Annotated in this window: 18 protein-coding genes and 1 tRNA gene; 9 read left to right on the top strand and 10 right to left on the bottom strand. The window is 59.0% G+C overall.

The window, feature by feature from the left end; all coding sequences use genetic code 11:
* Nucleotides 1–46: 46 nt before the first annotated feature.
* Nucleotides 47–1,237, bottom strand: coding sequence for a membrane protein insertase YidC (gene yidC / locus NW849_RS09720; protein WP_414357477.1), 1,191 nt, complete (start codon nt 1,235–1,237; stop codon nt 47–49).
* Between the two features lie 224 nt (nt 1,238–1,461).
* Between yidC and NW849_RS09715 the strand changes: the two genes are divergently transcribed.
* Nucleotides 1,462–1,533: transfer RNA gene (locus NW849_RS09715), tRNA-Asn, on the top strand.
* A 297-nt stretch (nt 1,534–1,830) separates the two neighbouring features.
* Nucleotides 1,831–2,349: an inorganic diphosphatase gene (locus NW849_RS09710; RefSeq protein ID WP_414357478.1), complete on the top strand. Its 519-nt coding sequence runs from the start codon at nt 1,831–1,833 to the stop codon at nt 2,347–2,349.
* Between the two features lie 6 nt (nt 2,350–2,355).
* On the opposite strand, the gene NW849_RS09705 is transcribed toward NW849_RS09710, so the two are convergent.
* The 3 genes from NW849_RS09705 to rimP form a co-directional block, all read right to left on the bottom strand.
* The gene (locus NW849_RS09705) at nt 2,356–3,972 is read right to left on the bottom strand and encodes a B12-binding domain-containing radical SAM protein (RefSeq protein ID WP_414357476.1); all 1,617 of its coding nucleotides are present in this window, start codon (nt 3,970–3,972) and stop codon (nt 2,356–2,358) included.
* 293 nt (nt 3,973–4,265) lie between these two features.
* Nucleotides 4,266–5,639, bottom strand: a complete 1,374-nt coding sequence (gene nusA, locus NW849_RS09700) for a transcription termination factor NusA (protein ID WP_414357475.1) — start codon at nt 5,637–5,639, stop codon at nt 4,266–4,268.
* A 135-nt stretch (nt 5,640–5,774) separates the two neighbouring features.
* Entirely contained in the window at nt 5,775–6,245 is a 471-nt protein-coding gene (rimP, locus tag NW849_RS09695) for a ribosome maturation factor RimP (RefSeq protein WP_011433822.1), read from the bottom strand.
* 301 nt (nt 6,246–6,546) lie between these two features.
* On the opposite strand from rimP, the gene NW849_RS09690 reads away from it, so the two are divergent.
* Nucleotides 6,547–7,062, top strand: a complete 516-nt coding sequence (locus NW849_RS09690; protein WP_011433824.1) for a TIGR02652 family protein — start codon at nt 6,547–6,549, stop codon at nt 7,060–7,062.
* Between the two features lie 64 nt (nt 7,063–7,126).
* On the opposite strand, the gene NW849_RS09685 is transcribed toward NW849_RS09690, so the two are convergent.
* The gene (locus tag NW849_RS09685) at nt 7,127–7,765 is read right to left on the bottom strand and encodes a class I SAM-dependent methyltransferase (protein WP_414357474.1); all 639 of its coding nucleotides are present in this window, start codon (nt 7,763–7,765) and stop codon (nt 7,127–7,129) included.
* Between the two features lie 41 nt (nt 7,766–7,806).
* Nucleotides 7,807–8,670, bottom strand: coding sequence for an arginase family protein (locus NW849_RS09680; protein WP_414357473.1), 864 nt, complete (start codon nt 8,668–8,670; stop codon nt 7,807–7,809).
* 235 nt (nt 8,671–8,905) lie between these two features.
* On the opposite strand from NW849_RS09680, the gene NW849_RS09675 reads away from it, so the two are divergent.
* On the top strand, nt 8,906–9,340 hold the full coding sequence (locus NW849_RS09675; RefSeq protein WP_414357472.1) for a photosystem I reaction center subunit II PsaD: 435 nt from the start codon (nt 8,906–8,908) through the stop codon (nt 9,338–9,340).
* A gap of 167 nt (nt 9,341–9,507) precedes the next feature.
* On the opposite strand, the gene NW849_RS09670 is transcribed toward NW849_RS09675, so the two are convergent.
* The gene (locus NW849_RS09670) at nt 9,508–10,116 is read right to left on the bottom strand and encodes a peroxiredoxin (protein WP_414357471.1); all 609 of its coding nucleotides are present in this window, start codon (nt 10,114–10,116) and stop codon (nt 9,508–9,510) included.
* Between the two features lie 170 nt (nt 10,117–10,286).
* Between NW849_RS09670 and NW849_RS09665 the strand changes: the two genes are divergently transcribed.
* The gene (locus NW849_RS09665) at nt 10,287–10,553 is read left to right on the top strand and encodes a hypothetical protein (protein WP_414357470.1); all 267 of its coding nucleotides are present in this window, start codon (nt 10,287–10,289) and stop codon (nt 10,551–10,553) included.
* 73 nt (nt 10,554–10,626) lie between these two features.
* Here NW849_RS09665 and NW849_RS09660 read toward each other — a convergent pair whose 3' ends face one another.
* A complete protein-coding gene (locus tag NW849_RS09660) occupies nt 10,627–10,902 on the bottom strand; it encodes a DUF1830 domain-containing protein (protein ID WP_011433830.1) in 276 nt (91 codons plus the stop codon).
* 258 nt (nt 10,903–11,160) lie between these two features.
* On the opposite strand from NW849_RS09660, the gene glpX reads away from it, so the two are divergent.
* From glpX to typA, 4 genes are all read left to right on the top strand, one after another.
* Entirely contained in the window at nt 11,161–12,204 is a 1,044-nt protein-coding gene (gene glpX / locus NW849_RS09655) for a class II fructose-bisphosphatase (protein WP_011433831.1), read from the top strand.
* A gap of 325 nt (nt 12,205–12,529) precedes the next feature.
* Nucleotides 12,530–13,825 (top strand): glutamyl-tRNA reductase, encoded by a 1,296-nt coding sequence (locus NW849_RS09650; RefSeq protein WP_414357469.1) that lies wholly within the window; start codon nt 12,530–12,532, stop codon nt 13,823–13,825.
* A gap of 107 nt (nt 13,826–13,932) precedes the next feature.
* A complete protein-coding gene (gene psb30, locus NW849_RS09645; RefSeq protein WP_011433833.1) occupies nt 13,933–14,040 on the top strand; it encodes a photosystem II reaction center protein Ycf12/Psb30 in 108 nt (35 codons plus the stop codon).
* A gap of 168 nt (nt 14,041–14,208) precedes the next feature.
* Nucleotides 14,209–16,026, top strand: coding sequence for a translational GTPase TypA (gene typA, locus NW849_RS09640; RefSeq protein ID WP_414357468.1), 1,818 nt, complete (start codon nt 14,209–14,211; stop codon nt 16,024–16,026).
* A 30-nt stretch (nt 16,027–16,056) separates the two neighbouring features.
* Here typA and NW849_RS09635 read toward each other — a convergent pair whose 3' ends face one another.
* Nucleotides 16,057–18,210: a M48 family metalloprotease gene (locus tag NW849_RS09635; protein ID WP_414357467.1), complete on the bottom strand. Its 2,154-nt coding sequence runs from the start codon at nt 18,208–18,210 to the stop codon at nt 16,057–16,059.
* Nucleotides 18,211–18,312: 102 nt separating this feature from the next.
* Nucleotides 18,313–19,484, bottom strand: a 1,172-nt coding sequence (locus tag NW849_RS09630; RefSeq protein WP_414357466.1) for a competence/damage-inducible protein A, incomplete at its 5' end; no start/stop codon positions are given.

Here is a 19,484-nt window from a genome sequence, read left to right as displayed (position 1 = left end):
AGGTATCAACACTCCACCACAAGTCCACCCCAACAGCGAGGATCCCCTAGGGCTCAAAGGGCAAGGATTCCCGTCCCTCCTTGGCTGCTCTGGGCTTGGTCGATTTTTCCACTTCCTTGGCCTCCACAGTGATCGCCTGGGCGGCCCGACGGCGCTCCTCTTCCACCAACTGCTGTAAGTTCTCCGGCAACGGCTCCCGCGAGAGCAGGAAAGTCTGCACCGTTTGGAAGATATTAGAGACAAGGATGTAGAGCAAAACCCCTGCCGGCAGAGGGAAGAACAGGAACATCGCCGAGAACAGCACAGGGGTGATCCGAGCCATGGAACTTTGGCTGGGATCCTCTTTGCCGGTATCCTGTCCGGCATTGGTTAGGTACTGGTTCAGGTAAATGGACACCCCAAAGATGACGATCATGGCGATGATATCCCAGTGGATGGTGCCATCTTCGTCGAAGGCCCCCACACGGCCCAACTTGTCGATGAACAGAAAGCCGGTGTCAGAGGCCAAACCGGGAATGGACACCTGCACGGTCACATCCCCCGGCTGCAGAGCCAGCAAGGTGCCATCCGGCTTGATCTGGGCACGATCTTCCCCTTTGGTGATCTTCCAGGTGGGCTGTAACAGACTGGGATCCCCACCCGCTTCGGCCACCAATTGCTCAAAAGGCTTGCCCCCCGGCCCTTGAAGCAGAAATTGCACCTCCTCCCCAACGGCAACTTTGGTGCCTTTGGGTTCCACCAGCACCACCGGCTTGTGAAGAGAGTCGGTGACAAAAATGTTCTTGCTGGGGCTGACGTAGGGGGCGGGCACCACCTCAGCCGCCATTTCCGCCGGCAGGATCTGCAAGTTGACATCGTAGGTCACCGCTGCAAAGGGGGAGCCCCGCAGGGTGGCAAACAGGGCAAACAGCACTGGCATTTGAATGAGCAGTGGCAGGCAGCCCCCCAAGGGATTGGCCCCCAGCTCGCTGTAAAGCTTGGCCTGGGCTTCCCGAAGCTTCTGCGGGTCGTCTCGGTATTTCTCCTGGAGTTCTCGCATCCGCCGCTGCATCACCGGGCTGATCACCTTCATGCGCCGCATGTTGCGGATGGATCCCACATTGAGCGGGTAGAGGGCAAAGCGGATCACCAACGTCAGGAAGATAATGGCCAGTCCATAGCTGGGCACGATCCCATAGAAAAAATCCAGGATCGGCAGCATGACGTTGTTGGAGAGAAATCCGACTCCGAAGTCCATGAGGGGCGCTGGCAAATGTCCGTAACCATTGTAATGGCTTCCGTTCGGTTGACGAGGGCGTTTTCAGGGTTTGTCCCCTGGATCCGTCAGATAGACCTGAGAAAGGCGAGCAATTGAGCAAAATCAAGCCCGCTCCACTGAACAGGGATCCCAAGGCCCAACAAGAACCCCCCGCCGGCAGTTGCCTAGCAGTCCTTTCTTCCCCTATGATGAGAAACGCTTGATCCTCGGTAGCTCAGCGGTAGAGCGGTCGGCTGTTAACCGATTGGTCGCAAGTTCGAATCTTGCCCGGGGAGTATGTCCAAGCTGATCAAAGTCGATCAAAAAAACCGGATCTGGAATCCTCTCCTTCCAAGACAGCTCTGAGCATGCTGAGCGAAAGGAGGAGACAAAAACCAAGTCTCTTGCCGAGGATGGGGCGTCTCCCAGCGTTGAGCCAGACGTGGGTGGAGAGAATGGAAGCTGGCTGAGGATTCCGTCCCGCCGACGTGAACTGTTCCCGGCGAAGTGTCAAGAGTCTCTGTCCTTTGGGGCAAGGAGTATGTCAGAATACCCTCTGGCTGTCTATTCCCAATCCGAGGGTGCTTGCTGTGATCGACCTGTCGCGGATCCCTGCCCAACCCAAGCCCGGCCTGCTCAACATCTTGATTGAGATTCCCGGCGGCAGCAAAAACAAGTATGAGTTCGACAAAGACATGGCAGCGATGGCGCTGGATCGGGTGCTCTATTCCTCGGTGCAGTACCCTTACGACTACGGCTTTGTGCCCAATACGCTGGCCGGGGATGGGGATCCCTTGGATGGCTTGGTGATCATGGATCAGCCCACTTTCCCAGGGTGTGTGGTCACGGTGCGACCCTTGGGCATGTTGCAGATGATCGATGGCGGGGATCCCGATGAGAAGCTGCTGTGTGTGCCTGCTAAGGATCCCCGCTATGCTTCGGTGACCAAGCTGGAAGACATCGCCCAGCACCGCCTGGATGAGATCGCGGAGTTTTTCGCCACCTACAAGCGCCTGGAAAAGAAAGAAACCCAGATCTTGGGCTGGAAAGGCTTGGCCGAAACCGAGGCGATTATTGCCAGCAGCATCGCAGCTTGCAAACAACCCAAATAGGTATTTTCAAGAGATACGAACAGAAAGAGCTTCCTGGCGATGTTGCAACAGTCGCTCCAGGGTGAGGGGCCCTTCGATGTGTTGCCAAGGCAAGGGATCCGCTGGATCCCAGTGGCTGTGCACGTAGTAGTCTAGGGGCGGCAGTTGCCCTTTAAGCTCTTTGAAAGCCCGCCGGTAGCTCCCCAAAGATTCGCCAAAGTCCCGCGCCAACTGCAAGACCTTTCCCACCCGCCGATCCCCTCGCGAGATGAGGGCTTGGATCACCGACCAGCTATAGCTTTCCGGGCGCAACTCCACCCCCAGGGGACGCAGATGTTTCTGGAAAAACTGCAGTTTTTTCTCGGCTTTGGGATCCACCCCGTGCCACTGAAAAGGGGTGTGGGCTTTGGGCACAAAGGTGCTGCAACCCAGCGTCAGGCGCAGGCCGGGAGCCGCTTTTTTGAGCTCTTGGAAAAGATCCACTGTGGCCTCCAAATCCGCCTGGGTTTCCGCCGGGATCCCCACCATGCCGTAGAACTTAATGCCCTTCAGACCTCCAGCCTGGGCGTGGGCTGCTGCTGCCAAGATTTCCGGGTTGCTTAACTTCTTGTTGATGATCTGGCGCAGTTGTTCTGAGCCACTTTCGATGGCCACCGTAATGGACTGGCTGCCCCGGCAGGAGAGCACCTGCGCAAGACGTGGAGTTACGGTAGCCGTGCGCACCGAGGCCAAACTGAGACGCACCTGCTCGAAGCGATCCTGGGCCAAGTGCTCCAGCAACTGCTCGAATTGCGGGTGTTGGGTTACCGAAGCCCCCAGCAACCCAATCCGCTGGGTAACCTGCAGCCCCCGCTCCACCGCCGGGATCAAATGCCCCTCCACATCCGCCACCCGGAAGGGCAACGTTAGGTAGCTGGCCAGGCAAAACCGACACATCTCCGGGCAACTGCGCACCACCTCCACCATGTAGATGCTCTCCCAAGCCGCTTTGGGGGTGACTACTGTGGAAACCGAGAGGGTGTTGCCGCGGAAGGTGTGTTTGCGAATGGAGCTAGGGATCCCGGCCACTTTGGGGAGCACCTTCTCCACCGGGCCGTCGGGCTCCCGGTATTGGGGTTCATACAAGCCGGGCACATAGATCCCTGGCACCTGCGCTAGCGCCTGCAATTTCTCAGCCCGGGATCCCTGGCGCACCTGCCGATAGATCTCAATCATCTTCTCCAGAAGACCTTCCCCATCCCCCAGCAAGATCAGGTCAAAAAACTCGGCAAAGGGCTCAGGGTTGGCTGTCAGTACCGGGCCGCCGCCAAAGACCAAGGGGTGGGCTTCTTCCCGCTCCTCAGATCTGGGAGGGATCCCGTGCCGTTCCAGCAGAGCCAGGATATGGACATAATCCAGCTCCCAGGATAGGGAAAAGCCGAACAGCTCCGGCTCCCGGGGCAGGGGTTCAGCCAGATCCGTAAAGAGGCGGGAGACGGCCACATCTCGGCGGCTGGCCAGCAGACTCCAGATGACTTGATAGCCCAGGCTGGTGATCCCCACTGCGTAGGTGTTGGGGAAGGCGTAGATTACCCGCACTGCGTCGGGGTCAGGCGTGGCCGGGGCAAAGAGCAACTGCTCCAGGGCAAACTCTGAACTAGCCAAGGGATCCCGCTGTGTTGGATTGAGGTTTGGGTTCTGGCTCGGAAGAGTTTTGATTTGCCTGCCGAACTTTTTTGGCTCCTGCATGCTAACAAAAGCTAGCATCTTTCACCAATGCAGATTGCCGGAACAGGGCAGTTCTGCCCAAGCAGGCAGGAAAACCCCACATGCGCCATTGCGGTCTCGGTGCAACCGCGATCCCCTGCAGCAAAACTCATTCCAAAGCCCAGACTTCCGGCAGAAGCCGCCCTCTACGAGCAAAGTGTACGGGCAAAGTGAGGGTAGAGCGTATATCATTACCCCTTCGGCTGGGCAATGTCGAACTCGGCGTCGTAGTCGAAGTCCTCGTCCTCGTCAGCCCAGTCTTCCTCCAGCCTATCGTCCCCCGCCAGCTCCTCTTCCTCCAGGCGGCGCTTTTCTTCGTATTCCTCATCCTCTAGGCCCAAAGCAGCCCGCTCTGCCCGCCGCTGGAAGCGCTCCAGTGCCGCCGGAGTGATGAAGGGATAGGGCAGCCCTTGGGCTTGGGCTTCCTCCAGCGCTGCGCGGTAGCTCTCCACTTCCTTGATGTCGATTTTCCAACCGGTGAGGCGGGCTGCCAGGCGCACATTTTGCCCCTCTTTGCCAATGGCCAAACTGAGCTGGTCGCTGTTGACCAACACATGAGCTTGCTGGATTTCCGGATCCACTAGCCGCACCTCCACCACCTTGGCCGGGCTGAGGGCGTTGGCAATGTAGGTGGCAGGATCCGGCGACCAGCGGATGACATCGATTTTCTCGTTGCGCAGCTCTGCTACCACCGCCTGAATCCGGGATCCCCTCGCGCCAATACAGGCCCCCACTGGATCCACGTCCCGCTCCACCGTATCGACCGCAATCTTGGTACGTGGCCCCACATTTCGGGAAGGGGGGTTGGCCTCCCGCGCCACTGCCACAATCCGCACGATATCCTCTTCAATTTCTGGCACCTCGTTGGCAAACAGGTTCACCACCAAGCCAGCATCGGCCCGGGAAACCAAAAGCTGTGGCCCCCGCCGGGATCCCTCATAGACTTTCTTGAGATAGACCTTCATCACCGCGTTGGGAGTGTAGCGATCGCTGGCCAGCTGTTCCTTCTTGGGCAGTTCTGCTTCCACCTCAGGTTGTCCGAAACCGCTGGATACCGACATGATCACCGTCTGCCGCTCGGTGCGCAGCACCCGTGCCTGCAGTACGGTTTTTTCCAGATCGCGGAACTCTTCCTGAATCAGACGGCGCTGCTGATCCCGTAACTTTTGCGCCAGCACCTGCTTGGTTTGGATGGCCGCCATGCGGCCAAATTCCGCCTGTTGTGGGGTGACATCATCTGTGACTTCCCAGCCTACTTCGGCTTCTGGGTAATCCTGCTGCACATCGTACAGAGAGATCTCATGGTCGGGGTTTTGCACCTGCTCAACGATGGCTTTGGTGGCCAAAACGCGAAAGCCTCCTGCCTCCACATCCAACTCCACATCGAAATTGCGGAAGTGGTCTTCTGCAAAGACCACATCTCGCTGGATGGTTTTGCGGTAGCGTTCGTAGCCCTTGAGCAGCGCCTCTCGCAGAGCATCGGTGACCACATGGCGGGGCAAGTTGCGCTCCCGCGAGATCATCTCCACCATTTCCGCCAAACCCGGCAGAGGCACCATCGCCATAACCACTGTCCTCCTGCACAAACTTCGTGAAACTTGCTGTTGCTATTGCTCCACAGCGGGAACTGAACCCGCATCTCTGATGCGAAGGGAGGGCCGCACCACCTGCGGTCAAACGCTCTCTCTATCTCCGGTCTCCTAGTCAGTTTCCGATGAGAGGGCAACCCGCTGCACCGAAGCGCGGGGCAACTGAACTCGCCGCCCCTTGAGGGATAAGGCAACCCTCTCCTCATCCCGACCCAGCAGGTGTCCTGACCAAACGGCTTTGCCCTTGTAGGGTGGATCCAAGGTCACCTCCACCGCGAATCCCTTGAAAACCACAAAGTCGCGATCGCTGGTGAGAAGGTTGCTGATGCCAGGGCTGGACACCTCCAACACATACTGGCCGGGGATCAGATCCACCCGATCCAGCTCGACTTCTAAGGCTTGGCTCATGGCTTCGCAATCGGCATGGCTGGTTTCTCGGTCGGGATCCAGTGGGCGGATATCCACCCGCAGAACTGGCGGATGCTGGTTGGTGTGGAAAACCATCTGCACCAACTGGTATCCCAGTTGAGCGGCCAAGGGACGGGCCAAGCTCTCCAACTGTGGAATAAGAGGGTGAACCATAACCAACTTGTCACCAACCGGGTGTTGCCGCCAGATCCAAACCCCTTTGAGCCGGAGCTGGCAAAGGGGACAGTAAGCCCCCTCAAAAAGCAAAGAAGTGGGTACCACCCACTCCCCGTTGCTATCGCGGAGCTCCTTGAGGCTCGCCCAGAATCAGTACAGACTTCGAGCGCATCCCCCCTACCTCCTAATTTAGAAGATCTCCTCCGGTTTTGTCATGGGGATCCCCAAAAGGCAACATCTATAATGTGGACAACTGCGGATTTGCCCAGATATCCAGCCGCGTTTTGTGGGGTTTCCTATGACTGTTGCCTTTTCCTACCCGATCTTCGGCCCCAGCATTCAGTGCCCCCACTGTCGGCAAACGATTGCGGCCCTCACCCTAACCGATACCTACCTCTGCCCTCGCCATGGTGCATTTGAGGCGGATGCTGAACAAGAGGAGCTGGTACACCTGCAATCCGGACGGCGCTGGCGCTTTTGGGAAGGTCGCTGGTTTCGTCAGCACACCCACGCCGATGGGATCCGTTTTGAGATTCATGAAGAATTGGATCGGCTGCGCATGCAAGGAATGCGAGCCACTCAGGTGATCGTGGCCGAGCGCTACCGCCAGCTGCTCACCCCTTATCTGGAGCAGGGATCCCACCGTCGTCCTGGCCCACCTCGCCTCTATGGCTTGCCCGTCAGCTTCAGCTCCCAAATCCCAGAGGATAGGGGTGGATCCCCTCAGCGCTGGCGGGTGATCAACTTTGAGCTGACCTACGAGATCGACCCGGCCATGCGGCAGCCGCAATCCCGTCTGCAACTGTGTGATTAGCCTGTGTGATTAGAAAGGCGAACAGGTAGAGAGCTGTTGGAAAATTGGTGGCTGCTCAAGTCTTCTAGAACTGGAAGTTTCCTTCCGCGGCGGGAAGCGCTATGCCTTGATAGGTGTAGCCGATAAACTTGGGCTGGTCGGCCATATAAAACCGCTCCAGTTGCTCAAACCGAAACCCCGCTTCTCGGATCAACCGGGCCATATCTCGGTTGAGGTTGCAGCCATCTGCAATCACTTTTTGGAGGGGGTTGAGACGATTTTGCCATCTTTGCACCTGGGGATCCTCGCTGAGGCCGTGTTCGAGAAAAAACAGCTTGCCCCCCGCTCGCAACACCCGCCGGATTTCCCCTAAAGCCTTGGCCACATTGGGAATGCTGCACAATGTCCAGGTGCTAACCACGCTATCAAAACTCTGGCTTGGAAAAGGCAGTTCCTGGGCATCCGCCACTTGCCAATCAACGGCGATGGGAGAAGAGGCAATGCGCCGACGAGCCAGGGATCCCATGCCGGGATTGGGATCTACCCCTGTGATCTTGCGAATGTGCTCTGGGTAGCAGGGTAGGTTGAGGCCGGTGCCAAAACCAATCTCCAGAACGGATCCCTGCACATGGGCCAGAAGCTGCCGCCGATAGCGCTCTATCCGTTCCCCCGAGAGGGCCAGATCCAACAGTTGCGGGAAGATCACTCGGCGATAGAGGTTCATGCAACCATTCCCAGATATTCAGGCATTCATCTTTGAGCAGCTTAAACCGTCTGGGCAGGTTGCGGTTGAGCGGTCACCTTCAGGGAGTGGAGGGCATAGCAGGCCAGCAACCAATTGAGCAGGCGGGCCACCACGCGAGCAGTTTGCCGTGTTGCGGATCCCACCGCCACCCCTCCCAGCGAAAGGCCAACCACAGGACGAGCGGCAAAGATGGCCTCACAGGTCTGCAACAGTTGCAACCAACTCACCCCCCCTGGCTCTGGGTGATGCACGGCGGGCGCCAAGGAAGGATCCAACACACTGCAGTCCACCACCAAAAACACCGGTTGATCCGGCAAAGAGGCCACCACCTGCTGGGGATCCCAGCCATCTTGGGCCCAGAATATTGGGCTGTGGTGGGCTTTCAGCCATGCGTAGGCCCGCGCACTGCCGCTGCGCAATCCCACATGGATCACCGGCAGCATGTGCTGGTAGAGCAACTCCACCCAGGCAGCACTGCCATAGCTCGTATCTTGATCCGGCTGGCTCATCTCCGGCGGCGGCATCAGATTGGCATGGGCGCTGCAATGCACCACGCTCAGGGTTGGGTGGTGTTTCCAAAGGGCACGAATGGCCCCCCAACTGGCGGCCAAGACCGAAGGCAACAGCACCGGCCATTGTTGTCGTCTCCAAGCTTGAGTCACCGCCGCCTCACACATGCCGTAGGGAGGCTCATCCACCAGCCCCGGCAACTGCGCCACCGCCAGCCTATCCACATCGATCCCCAGCCTCGGCTCGAAGGCACACAGCTCTGAACCGGCGTTGAGAATGGCCATTGGAGCCTGAGTGTCGTGGCCAAAGGCGGTGGGAATGAGAATGACCCTGGCATTGGATTGCGAGCTGGGATGGAGTGACCACTGAGCCATGGGCGCTATTCCTTTTCCAGAGAGCCGTAAGTCTCCGGCTTGTCTCTATGGTGGCCTACAGGGCGCCCAGGGATCCGTCTGAGGGCCAGCCAGTCTGCTACGAAAGATTACAGTTCCCAGGCGGAACTGGGGCCAAAAATCGAGTCAGTGGTAGATTCAAAGTGCTTCGCGCCGCAAACCGCGGTTTGGACAAGGCAAACCACCGCAAACCACAACGAGTTGAGAAAGGTAGACTATGGCTGTGATGGAAGGCGATCCTCGTCAGGGAGCAAAGCTGCCTCTATTTGGGGGATCCACCGGGGGGCTGTTGAGCTCAGCCGAAACCGAAGAAAAATACGTCATCACCTGGACGGGCAAGCCGGGGCAGGTGTTTGAAATGCCCACCGGCGGCGCTGCCGAAATGGTGGAAGGCAAAAACTTTCTCACCTTTGCCCGCAAAGAGCAGTGTTTGGCGCTGGGTGCCCAGTTGAGATCCGACTACAAGATCAACGACTACCAGATCTTCCGCATTCCCGCGGGGGGGGAGCCTGTGTTGGTGCATCCCAAAGACGGCGTCTTTCCCGAGAAGGTCAACGAAGGCCGCGAGCCCATCGGCAAAGTGGATCGCAACATCGGCAAAAACAAAGAGCCGATTACCTACAAGTTCACCGGCGGGAAACCCTGGGATTGAACTCCCCACAGCTTCGCTCCCTACTGGGTTTCAGGATCCCCTAGCAAGGTCGGGGGATCTTTTGCTTGCCTGTTTTCGACAAAAAAGCTCCAGCCCACCTTGAGCTGAAGCTACGCCCGGAAGCGCTGGGGATCTCCTATATGTAGCCAGGGATCCCAGGGGCCAACCTACTTGGCAATCGCCGCGAAGAACTCCTTGGATTTCACCGGGTCGGGATTCATGGTTTTCTGGCCGGGCTGCCAGTTGGCCGGGCAAACTTCGTCGGGGTGAGATTGCACGTATTGGATGGCTTGCAGGGTGCGCAAGGTTTCATCCACACTACGGCCAAAGGCCAGGTTGTTAATGGTGGCGTGCTGGATGATCCCTTCTTTGTCGATGATGAACAGGCCGCGCAGCGCCACACCCGCTTCCGGATCCAGAACATTGTAGGCAGCGCTGATCTCCTTTTTCAGGTCAGAGACCAGAGGATACCTCAGCTCACCCACCCCTCCAGCCTTGCGGTCGGTCTGGATCCAGGCCAGGTGAGAGTATTCGCTATCCACTGAAACACCCAGGATCTCGGTATCCAGCTTGGCAAAGTCGTCATAGCGGTCGCTGAAGGCCGTGATCTCCGTTGGGCAGACAAAGGTGAAGTCCAAGGGGTAGAAAAACAACACCACATACTTCTTACCCCTGTAGTCGGAGAGCTTCACCGTCTTGAATTCCATGTCATAGACGGCGGTGGCGGAAAAATCGGGAGCAGCTTGGCCAACCCGCAGACATCCTTCCTGAGACATCAATCCACGCTCCTTGCGGTAAAGTGCAAACGTAAACTAAACCTAACATACCATACTCATAATGAGTTTGTCTTAATCCGAGGGCTAGGGAGGGATCCCAACTGCTGGGATCCGGATAATCCCCATTTTTCCATGCTGATCGGTTCGGCTCTGCAAGGGATCCTGTTGTCATGAGAGTGGCGCTGGAGTTCCTCTATCACTTTTGTTGTGACCGCTGTCGGCGGTGGTGGAGCCAGGCCGATGTGGAGCCCCAACCTGGGGATCGCCTGTATTGCCCCTATTGCGGCCATCAAAATTGTGTGGAGCGCATCGATACCTTTCGCGACGCTGCGCGGGGCAGTTGCCTGACCCGTCCCCCCGATGCCCCTTCTCCAGAGCCGCGTCCGCCCTCTGAAAAACTCGGGGATCGGCCTCAGGAGAAGCGATCCCCAACCTAGTTATCTTGGGCAAGCCGAGTCCTCTTGCCAAGACACCTTCTACTGCCGCGTGGAAGCAAGCCGGTGGAGCCTGTCAACCATTCAACGCATCCGCCAGAGTTCCCCGTTGCGAAGATGACCACAGGTAGAGGTCAACCTCAGGCGAGGAAGAATCCACCAGATAGCGACAGAGGCGGCGCTCTTCCAGGATGGCGGTGGAGCAGCAGCAACTGTAAACTTCCAGATAGTCGTCCGGCTCCGCCTCAAAGATCGCCTGCTGGCCGGGAAAGAGGGTGCGCTCCCAGTGGCCGGGGATCGTGCGGATCACCTGAACCTGTCCGGAACGGTTGACAAAAGCGTATCTTTTCATTGCGTTTTTTTAATGGTGTTAAGAAAAACTTATTGCCCTTAAAATAGGCTACCATCCCTGATCCCCAAGCGGCAATAGTAAGCCGCCAAGACGGGGATCGCTCTTCCTGACTGGCTTTGGGAGATTTGTTCTCTCAGCTTATTGGGGTTGAGAGAATGGGATCCCGAGGAGAAGCCTGCCCTGGTAAACTGAGGGGAAGAGTCTGAAGATATCCTTAAGTTGGCCTTCACCATTCCGAGATCAGCAAGGGGGCACACCGTGGACAACAAGTTGGGGCTAGAGATCATCGAAGTCGTGGAGCAGGCTGCCATTGCCGCCGCCCGCTGGATGGGCAAAGGGGACAACAAGACCGCCGACCAGGTGGCTGTAGAGGCCATGCGGGAAAAACTCAACCAGATCCCTATGCGCGGTCGCATCGTCATCGGGGAAGGAACCCGCGATGAGGCCCCCATGCTCTACATCGGCGAAGAGGTGGGCATCTGTACCCGCCCGGATGCTGAGCAGTTCTGCCGCGTGGAAGAGCTGGTGGAGATCGATATTGCTGTGGATCCCTGCGAGGGCACCAACCTAGTGGCCAAAGGCCAAAACGGCTCTATGGCGGTGCTGGCCATCTCCGAGAAAGGCGGCCTTCTCCACGCCCCGGACATCTACATGCAAAAGCTGGCGGCTCCGCCCCAGGCCAAGGGCAAGGTGCACATCGACTATCCCCCCGAGAAAAACCTGAAGATCATCGCCGAAAGCCTGGATCGGGAGATCTCCGATCTGACGGTGGTGGTCATGGATCGCAAGCGCCACCTCGATCTGATTCGCCAAATTCGAGAGGCGGGGGCGCGGGTGAAGCTGATTACCGATGGCGACATCTCGGCGGCTCTCTCGGCAGGCTTCAATGGCACCGGCATTCATGCCCTGATGGGGATCGGGGCTGCTCCTGAGGGGGTGATCTCGGCAGCCGCTCTGCGGTGCTTGGGCGCCCACTTCCAGGGTCGGCTGATCTACGATCCCGAGGTGGTTCAGGCAGGCACCTACTTGCCACCCGTGGAGGAAACGCGACGGGAACTCAAAGAAAAAGGCATCGAGGATCCCGACAAGGTGTGGGAGTGTGAAGAGCTGGCCAGTGGCAAGGAAGTCCTCTTTGCTGCCACCGGGATCACCGATGGTGACTTGATGCGCGGGGTGCGCTTCTTCGGGGGCGGGGCCCGCACCGAGACCTTGGTGATCTCCAGCCAATCCCGCACGGTGCGCTTTGTGGACACCATCCACATGAAAGACGGCCAACAGCCCCGCGGCTTGCAACTGCGCTGAGGGATCCCTATCTAACATCCTCGCAGATCGGGGCGGCTTTCCCCTGGTGAAGGTCGCCCTTGCCTTTTTGGGAAAGTTACGAAATCTATCAAGCCCCAACCCGTGAAAACGTAATAACTCTTCAGCAAAATCCGGCAAAACCGGTTCGATACTGGTCTTAGGGTTTAGGTAGGCTGAGAAAAGTTACCTAAGCTTGCTGGAACCGACTCAAGGGATCCCCCATATCGGTTACAGCTTTTGCCTTCTTTCTGAAACAATATTTGCTTTTGTTCAGAGTTTTTGTTTTTAATAACTTTTGCTGTTGCTGTACAGACGACGGAGAGGCATGTTTATCGCGGTTGTCGGTCTTAGCCATCGCACAGCTCCTGTGGAGATTCGGGAGCGCCTCAGCATCGCGGAGGCGGAGGTGGGAGAGACGATCCAGCAGCTTCGCGCCCACCCCCACATTGAGGAGGCTGCGATCCTCAGCACCTGTAACCGGCTGGAGGTCTACATCGTCACCTCAGAAATGGAGAGTGGTGTCCGGCAGACGATGCAGTTCTTGGCTGAGCTGAAAGGGATCCCCTTGCCCCAACTGCGTCCGCACCTGTTTACCCTTCTTTACCAGGATGCGGTAACCCACCTGATGCGGGTGGCTGCCGGGCTAGATAGCTTGGTGCTGGGAGAAGGGCAGATCCTCTCGCAGGTAAAAAAAGCCCAGCAGCTGGGCCAAGCCTGCAACGGTATGGATCGCATCCTCAATCGCCTTTTTAAGGCAGCCATTACCGCCGGCAAGCGCGTCCGTACCGAAACGGAGATCGGCACCGGCGCCATGTCCATCAGCTCGGCAGCGGTGGAGTTGGCTCTGCAAGAGCAGGGATCCCTCTCTCAGGGCAAAGTTACCGTGGTGGGGGCGGGGAGAATGGCCCGTCTGTTGGTGCAGCACCTGTTGGCCAAAGGGGCAGTCGATATCACGGTGGTCAACCGCTCTCTGGAGCGGGCCGAAGCCCTGGCCAAGCAATTTGAGCAGCCGATCCAGGTGCTGCCTTGGGAGTCGCTGCTGAACAGTGTGGCCGAGTCCAACTTGGTCTTCACCAGCACCGGTGCCACCCAGCCGATCCTCACCTACCAGCAACTGGCAGGGGTGCTGCAGCCAGATCAGCCGCTGTTGTTGGTGGATATCTCTGTGCCCCGCAACATCGATCCCGACGTGGAAAAGCTGAAGGGGGTACAGGTGTTCAATGTGGATCACCTCTCCCGCGTCGTGGAAGAAAACCGCGCCCAACGGCAAAAGCTGGCTCTGGCTGCCGAAGCCCTGGTGGAAGAAGAGGTGGATCAATTCATGGAGTGGTGGCGTTCTCTGGAGACGGTGCCCACCATTTCCAGCCTGCGCCACAAGGTGGAGTCCATCCGCGAGCAGGAGATGGAAAAAGCTCTCTCCCGCCTGGGCAAGGACTTTGCCGAGAAGCACCTGGAGGTGATCGACGCCTTGACCCGCGGCATCGTCAACAAGATCCTGCACGACCCGATGGTGCAACTGCGGGCCAAACGGGATATTGAGGCGCGGCGGGCAGCTATGCGGATCTTGCAGGAACTGTTCAACCTGGATCCGGTGGTGTTTCAAGCCCAGCAGGAGCGCTAGGGATCCCTTGGCGAAGAGCGCATGACTTGAAGAATTGTAACAGCTCTCCCATCTGGGGTGGAGGGCACCCCTTAGGATACAAAGCGTAAGCCACAGGATCTGGGATTATGTTCGGACAATACGAAGTTTTTGTGCAGTTGGCCCTGCTGGCCTTGATTGTCTTGGCAGGCCCGGCGGTCATCCTGCTGCTCTATCTGCGCGGTGCCGATATGTAGGGGATCCCTCTGGATATTGAGGCAGTCGGGATAACCCTTTGGGAGTGCTGGGGCTAAGCCCAAAGCCAGGAGTGTTTAGCAACGTAACGCTCCTTTGCGTTAGAGTTGTAAAGAAATCCCTAAGGCACTCCTGCTTGTAGGGCGACATCCTGCTGGTCAATGGTTAATATGTCACTCCCCATCCGCAACGTTGCCATCATCGCCCACGTCGACCACGGCAAAACTACCCTTGTGGATGCCCTGTTACGCCAGGCGGGCATCTTTCGGGAGGGGGAAGACATTCCCACCTGTGTGATGGACTCCAACACGCTGGAGCGGGAGCGGGGCATTACCATCTTGGCCAAAAACACAGCCGTCCGCTACGGCGAAACCTTGATCAACATCGTCGACACCCCTGGCCACGCCGATTTCGGGGGCGAGGTGGAGCGGGTGCTGGGGATGGTGGAGGGCTGCTTGTTGATTGTGGATGCCAACGAAGGCCCGATGCCGCAAACCCGCTTTGTGCTGCGCAAAGCCTTGGAGAAGGGCCTGCGCCCAATTGTGGTGGTCAACAAGATTGATCGGCCTCGCGCCGAGCCCTACAAAGCCGTCGACAAGGTGCTGGATTTGTTCTTGGAGCTGGGGGCAGACGAAGACCAGTGCGACTTCCCCTATCTATTTGCCTCTGGGTTGCGCGGCTTTGCCCTGGAAGAAGCCCATCTCAAAGACTTTCTGGAAGGGAGGTACAGCGGATCCCTGGATATGAGACCTCTCTTCGAGGCCATTCTCAAGCATGTCCCACCTCCCATTGGGGATCCCGGCAAGCCCCTGCAACTGCAGGTCACCACGCTGGAGTATTCGGAATACCTGGGCCGGATTGTGATCGGCAAGATCCACAACGGCACCATCCGTCTGGGGGATCCATTGGCAGTGGTGAAAGAGGATGGATCCATCGCCAAGGGCAAAGTAACCAAGCTGTTCGGCTTTCAGGGGCTGCAGCGCATCGAGCTGACGGAAGCCACCGCCGGCCACATTGTCGCCGTGGCGGGGTTTGCCGAGGCCAACATCGGCCATACCCTCACCTCTCCCGAGAATCCCCAGGCTTTGCCGCTCATCAAAGTGGACGAGCCCACATTGCAGGTGATGATCTGCGTCAACGACTCCCCCTTCGCCGGGCAAGAGGGTACTTTTGTAACTTCGCGGCAACTGCGGGAGCGCCTGATGCGGGAGTTGGAAACCAACGTGGCGCTGTGGGTGGAAGAAACCGACTCGCCGGATCGCTTTTTGGTGTCGGGGCGAGGCGAGCTGCACCTGGGCATCCTGCTAGAAACCATGCGGCGGGAAGGCTATGAGTTTCAGGTGGGGCAACCGAAGGTAATTTTCCGCGAGGTCAACGGCCAGCCCTATGAGCCCTATGAGTGTTTGGTGCTGGATGTGCCGGAAGCGACGGTGGGGGCCTGCATCGAGCGGCTGGGGCAACGGCGGGGAGAAATGCAGAACATGATGGTGGGATCGGATGGGCGGGCTCAGCTGGAGTTTGTCATTCCGGCGCGAGGGCTGATCGGCTTTCGGGGGGAGTTTATCCGCATCACCCGCGGCGAGGGGATCATGAGCCACAGCTTTTTGGAATACCGTCCCCTGACCTCTGAGATGGAAATGCGCCGCAACGGGGTGCTGATCGCTTTTGAAGAAGGGGTGGCCACTACCTATGCCCTCAAGAATGCGGAAGATCGAGGTGTATTCTTTATTACGCCAGGTACCCGCGTTTACAAGGGCATGATCGTGGGCGAGCACAACCGTCCCCAAGACTTGGAGCTGAACGTCTGCAAGACCAAGCAACTGACCAACCACCGGGCTGCGGGCGGGGAGGAGCTGGTGCACTTGCAAGCGCCGGTGGAGATGACCCTGGAGCGGGCTTTGGAATACATCGGCGAGGATGAGCTGGTGGAGATCACGCCCCAGTCGGTGCGCCTGCGCAAGGCACAGTTAACGCCCTCTCGCCGCTAGTTTTCTCAGCCAACTGGAAGAGAGCCTGGCTCACCACCGCCGCAGGTAAGAGGCCAAGTTGGGGAAATAGAACGCCCCCCAAATCCCCAGCAGGATGACTCCCAAGCCGAACACAACCAGCCAAAGGCGCGGTCGGCTGTGCAGCTTATTGGATCCCACCTGGACGTAGGCCAGATCCACCCAAGCAGTATTGCCGCGGCGGAACCAGCCCACCACTTTGACGCGCCGGCCCACCAGGGCGCGGATCCGCTTCAGGCCGGAAAAGACATTGCCCACCGGCCCCAAAGGGGAAGTAAAGCGCACCGGGATCAGCCCTGTGGCCTCTTGCAGCTTCAGCTCTGCCCCCAGTTGATAGCCGGAGGGGCCCAGTCCCACCAACTCCCCCTCCAGCTCCACCCATTGTCCGCGGCGGGGATCCGCGTCGGGATCCGCCAGCAAGCTGAGCACATCCGTCGGCCTTGCCGGCAGGGATCCCCCGTACATCAACCCCGCTTTGGCCCACAAGCCCACCCCGTAGCCCACCACCGCTGCTGCCGCGATCACCTTGGGATCGAGACGGTTTTGCAGCAGCAGGTAGAGGATCAGCCCCACCAGCCAGCCAATGAGGATCCCGACCACTTCGGCTGCGTAGATGGCCAGATCCAGCCAAAACCGGCTTTGCAGGCGGGCCACATCCAATTTGGACCCGGATCCCAGGCTCAGCTCCGGCAGGAGGCGCAGCCGCTCTCCATATCCCGCCAAGACCTTGAAGCGGTGCCCCGGCAGCGGATGGCTGGAATTGACCTGCATCCAGCGGGCCCAAGGGTTGATTTGATCCCAAAGAAAGACTTGGCCAGCTTGGGAGGGATCCTGGAGGCGGGCGGCAGCACTGGCAGCGGCGATGGTTTTGAAGTCCAAAAAGCTGAACAGGCGGGTGCAGTGCAACAGCGAGGAAGGTCGGCGGTCGTTTTTGTGGGCCTCCTGCAGGCCAGCAGCCGATTTGAGCAGAGCAGCAATCAGCCCGTTCGGGTTGCCAGTCGCCTGTACGGCAAAATGGTCGGCATGGTAGGTGCCCAGGCGGGAGAGGAAAAACAGGGGATAGGAAAGCACCGTGTAGATGAGGTAGAGCAGCGGGGCCACATGCCCGATGAGATCCCGCCGTTTGCTTCCCAGTTGGCTCACCTGCTCTAGGGCCAGGTAAACCAGTTGAATCGGGGATCCCAGCAGGGTCATGACCAGGATATCTCCATTAACAATTCGCCCCAGGGCCTGGGCGTAGACTGCGGCAATCTCATCCTCAGAAAGCTGCTGCAACAGGGCTTGGGTGACCACAATGCGGCAGCCATCAGAAAAAGTGCCGTAAACAAAGGCCAGCGGCCCAGCATCCGGGATCACCCCCAGTCGGGGCTGTTTTAGCTGGTTTTGGGCACAGATGCGCTGCAGCAGGCGCGCCGTTTCGGGGCTGTGGCGTTCGATTTCGCCAAGCCTGGCCCAACGCAACTTGTGCAGCCGTTGGTGGAGCTGATCCATCAGCCAGGGGGCAAAAAAGAGAAGGCCTACTCCAAAGTTGACCGCCAGGCTGCCGGCCACCAACCACCGCAGGCTATTGCGCAGCCAGGGCAGCAACCCCTGCAAAAACCAAAGCTGCCGCGGAAAACTCAGCCGGCCAAAATCCAGATGGCTGCCTACCAACACAAAGCTCAGCCACCAAAGGAAGACAATGCCCACCCCCAGGGATCCCCACTTGGCCCAATGCAGGGGGCCGGCCCGCTCCGGCAGGGGGATCTTCATACCCAGTTGGGCGGCCCGTTGACGGGTGGACAGGGATCCCGCTCCAGGAGACGGCTCCTCTGGGGGAGCAGAACGCGGTTCGACAGGTTTGGCGGACGGAGCAGCCAGGGACTCTGTTGCAGTGGGCAGGCGAAGCAAGATCTTCTTGGCCCAGCCTTGCGCCTGGGGGTTGGGGTGTTGCAGCAGCTCTAGGCAGAGGGACCGTGCCTTCTCTGTCTGGCCCAACTGGTGGTAGGCCCGCACCAGGTTCATTTGGGCTTCCAGGGCTTCGCCGTCAGATGAGTCTGCCGGGATCCCTAATGCTTTGTCCTGCTGACGGGATTGGGCCAGGTAGCCTTCAAAAAGTTGGATGGCCTCTTGCAGGCGGCCCTGCCGCAGGGCTTCCTTGCCCGCCTGGACGGCATCGGGGATCATCGGCTTGCTCCTTGCCTGGTAGGGTCTGCTTCTGGAGATCGGTTGGATCCATCTGCTCCCCCAGCTTACTCAGGGATCCAACCCCGAGAGACTGGATCCCCCCTAAAGGGGGTAGCAGAGCAAGCGCCGCCGCAAGCGATCCAGAGCCGTCTGGGCGCTCCACCAACGCACCCCCTCTCTGCCGCGCAGGCTGCCAAACCGGTACTCGTGTACTTCCACCTTCCCTTGCGGATCCGCCAAACCCAGATACACAAGACCGACTGGCTTGGTGGCGGTGCCTCCCTCTGGCCCGGCAATGCCGGTGATGCTCAAGGCCCAGTTGGAGCCCAGGACTTGCTTGGCCCCCAGCGCCATTTGGGCGGCCACCGCCTCGCTCACGGCCCCGTGCTGTCGCAGGGTTTCCGGATTCACCTGTAAAAGCTGCTCCTTGATGCGGTTGTCGTAGGCCACGATCCCCCCCACAAAATAGCGGGAGCTGCCCGGGATCCCGGTCACCAACTGCCCCAGCAGCCCGCCGGTGCAGGATTCTGCCACCGCCAGAGTTTGACCCCGTTGCAGCAACAGCTCCCCCACCACACCGGCCAAGGTGGCGTCATCGCTGCCGAAGTAGTCTTCTCCAGAAATCTGTAAAATCTGCTCCACCACCGGGGCGATCAAGGCTTGGGCCTCTTCACGACTGGGAGCACGTCCGGTAACCCGCAGGCGTACCTCCCCCTGGCTGGCGTAGGGAGCCACCGTAGGGTTTTCCCCCGCCAACAGGGATCCCAGCCGTTCGGCCAGCGTCGATTCGGGAATGCCCCAATAGCGCAGTACCCGGCTGTAGAACACCTCTTTTCCCCAGCCGATGGAGCGCAGATAAGGCACGGCGGTCTCCCGCCACATGTGTTGCATCTCCCGCGGCACCCCAGGGAAGGTGAGAATGTGCAGGTCGGGCCGGGGCTGCCAGATGAGGCCACAGGCGCTGCCAAGCGGGTTGGGCAACACCCTCGCTCCCCGGGGCAGAAAAGCCTGCTTGCGATTGCTCGGCGAGGGCACAAGGCCCCGCTGCCCGTACTTTTGCAGGATCTCTTCCCACACTTGGGGGTGCTCCACCATCTCCGCCCCAAAAAAGGAAGCCAGCGCCTCATGGGTGAGATCGTCCGGCGTCGGCCCCAAACCCCCGGTGATCAGAATCAAGCTGGAACGACCACAGGCCACCTCCAGCGCGTGGTGAATGCGGGCCTCGTTATCCCCCACCACCGTTTGGTAATAGTGGGGGATCCCCAGTTGCGCCA

The sequence above is a fragment of the Synechococcus sp. R55.3 genome (assembly GCF_047461975.1).
Taxonomy (GTDB): domain Bacteria; phylum Cyanobacteriota; class Cyanobacteriia; order Thermostichales; family Thermostichaceae; genus Thermostichus.
This window is presented reverse-complemented; position numbering and strand designations above follow the sequence as displayed.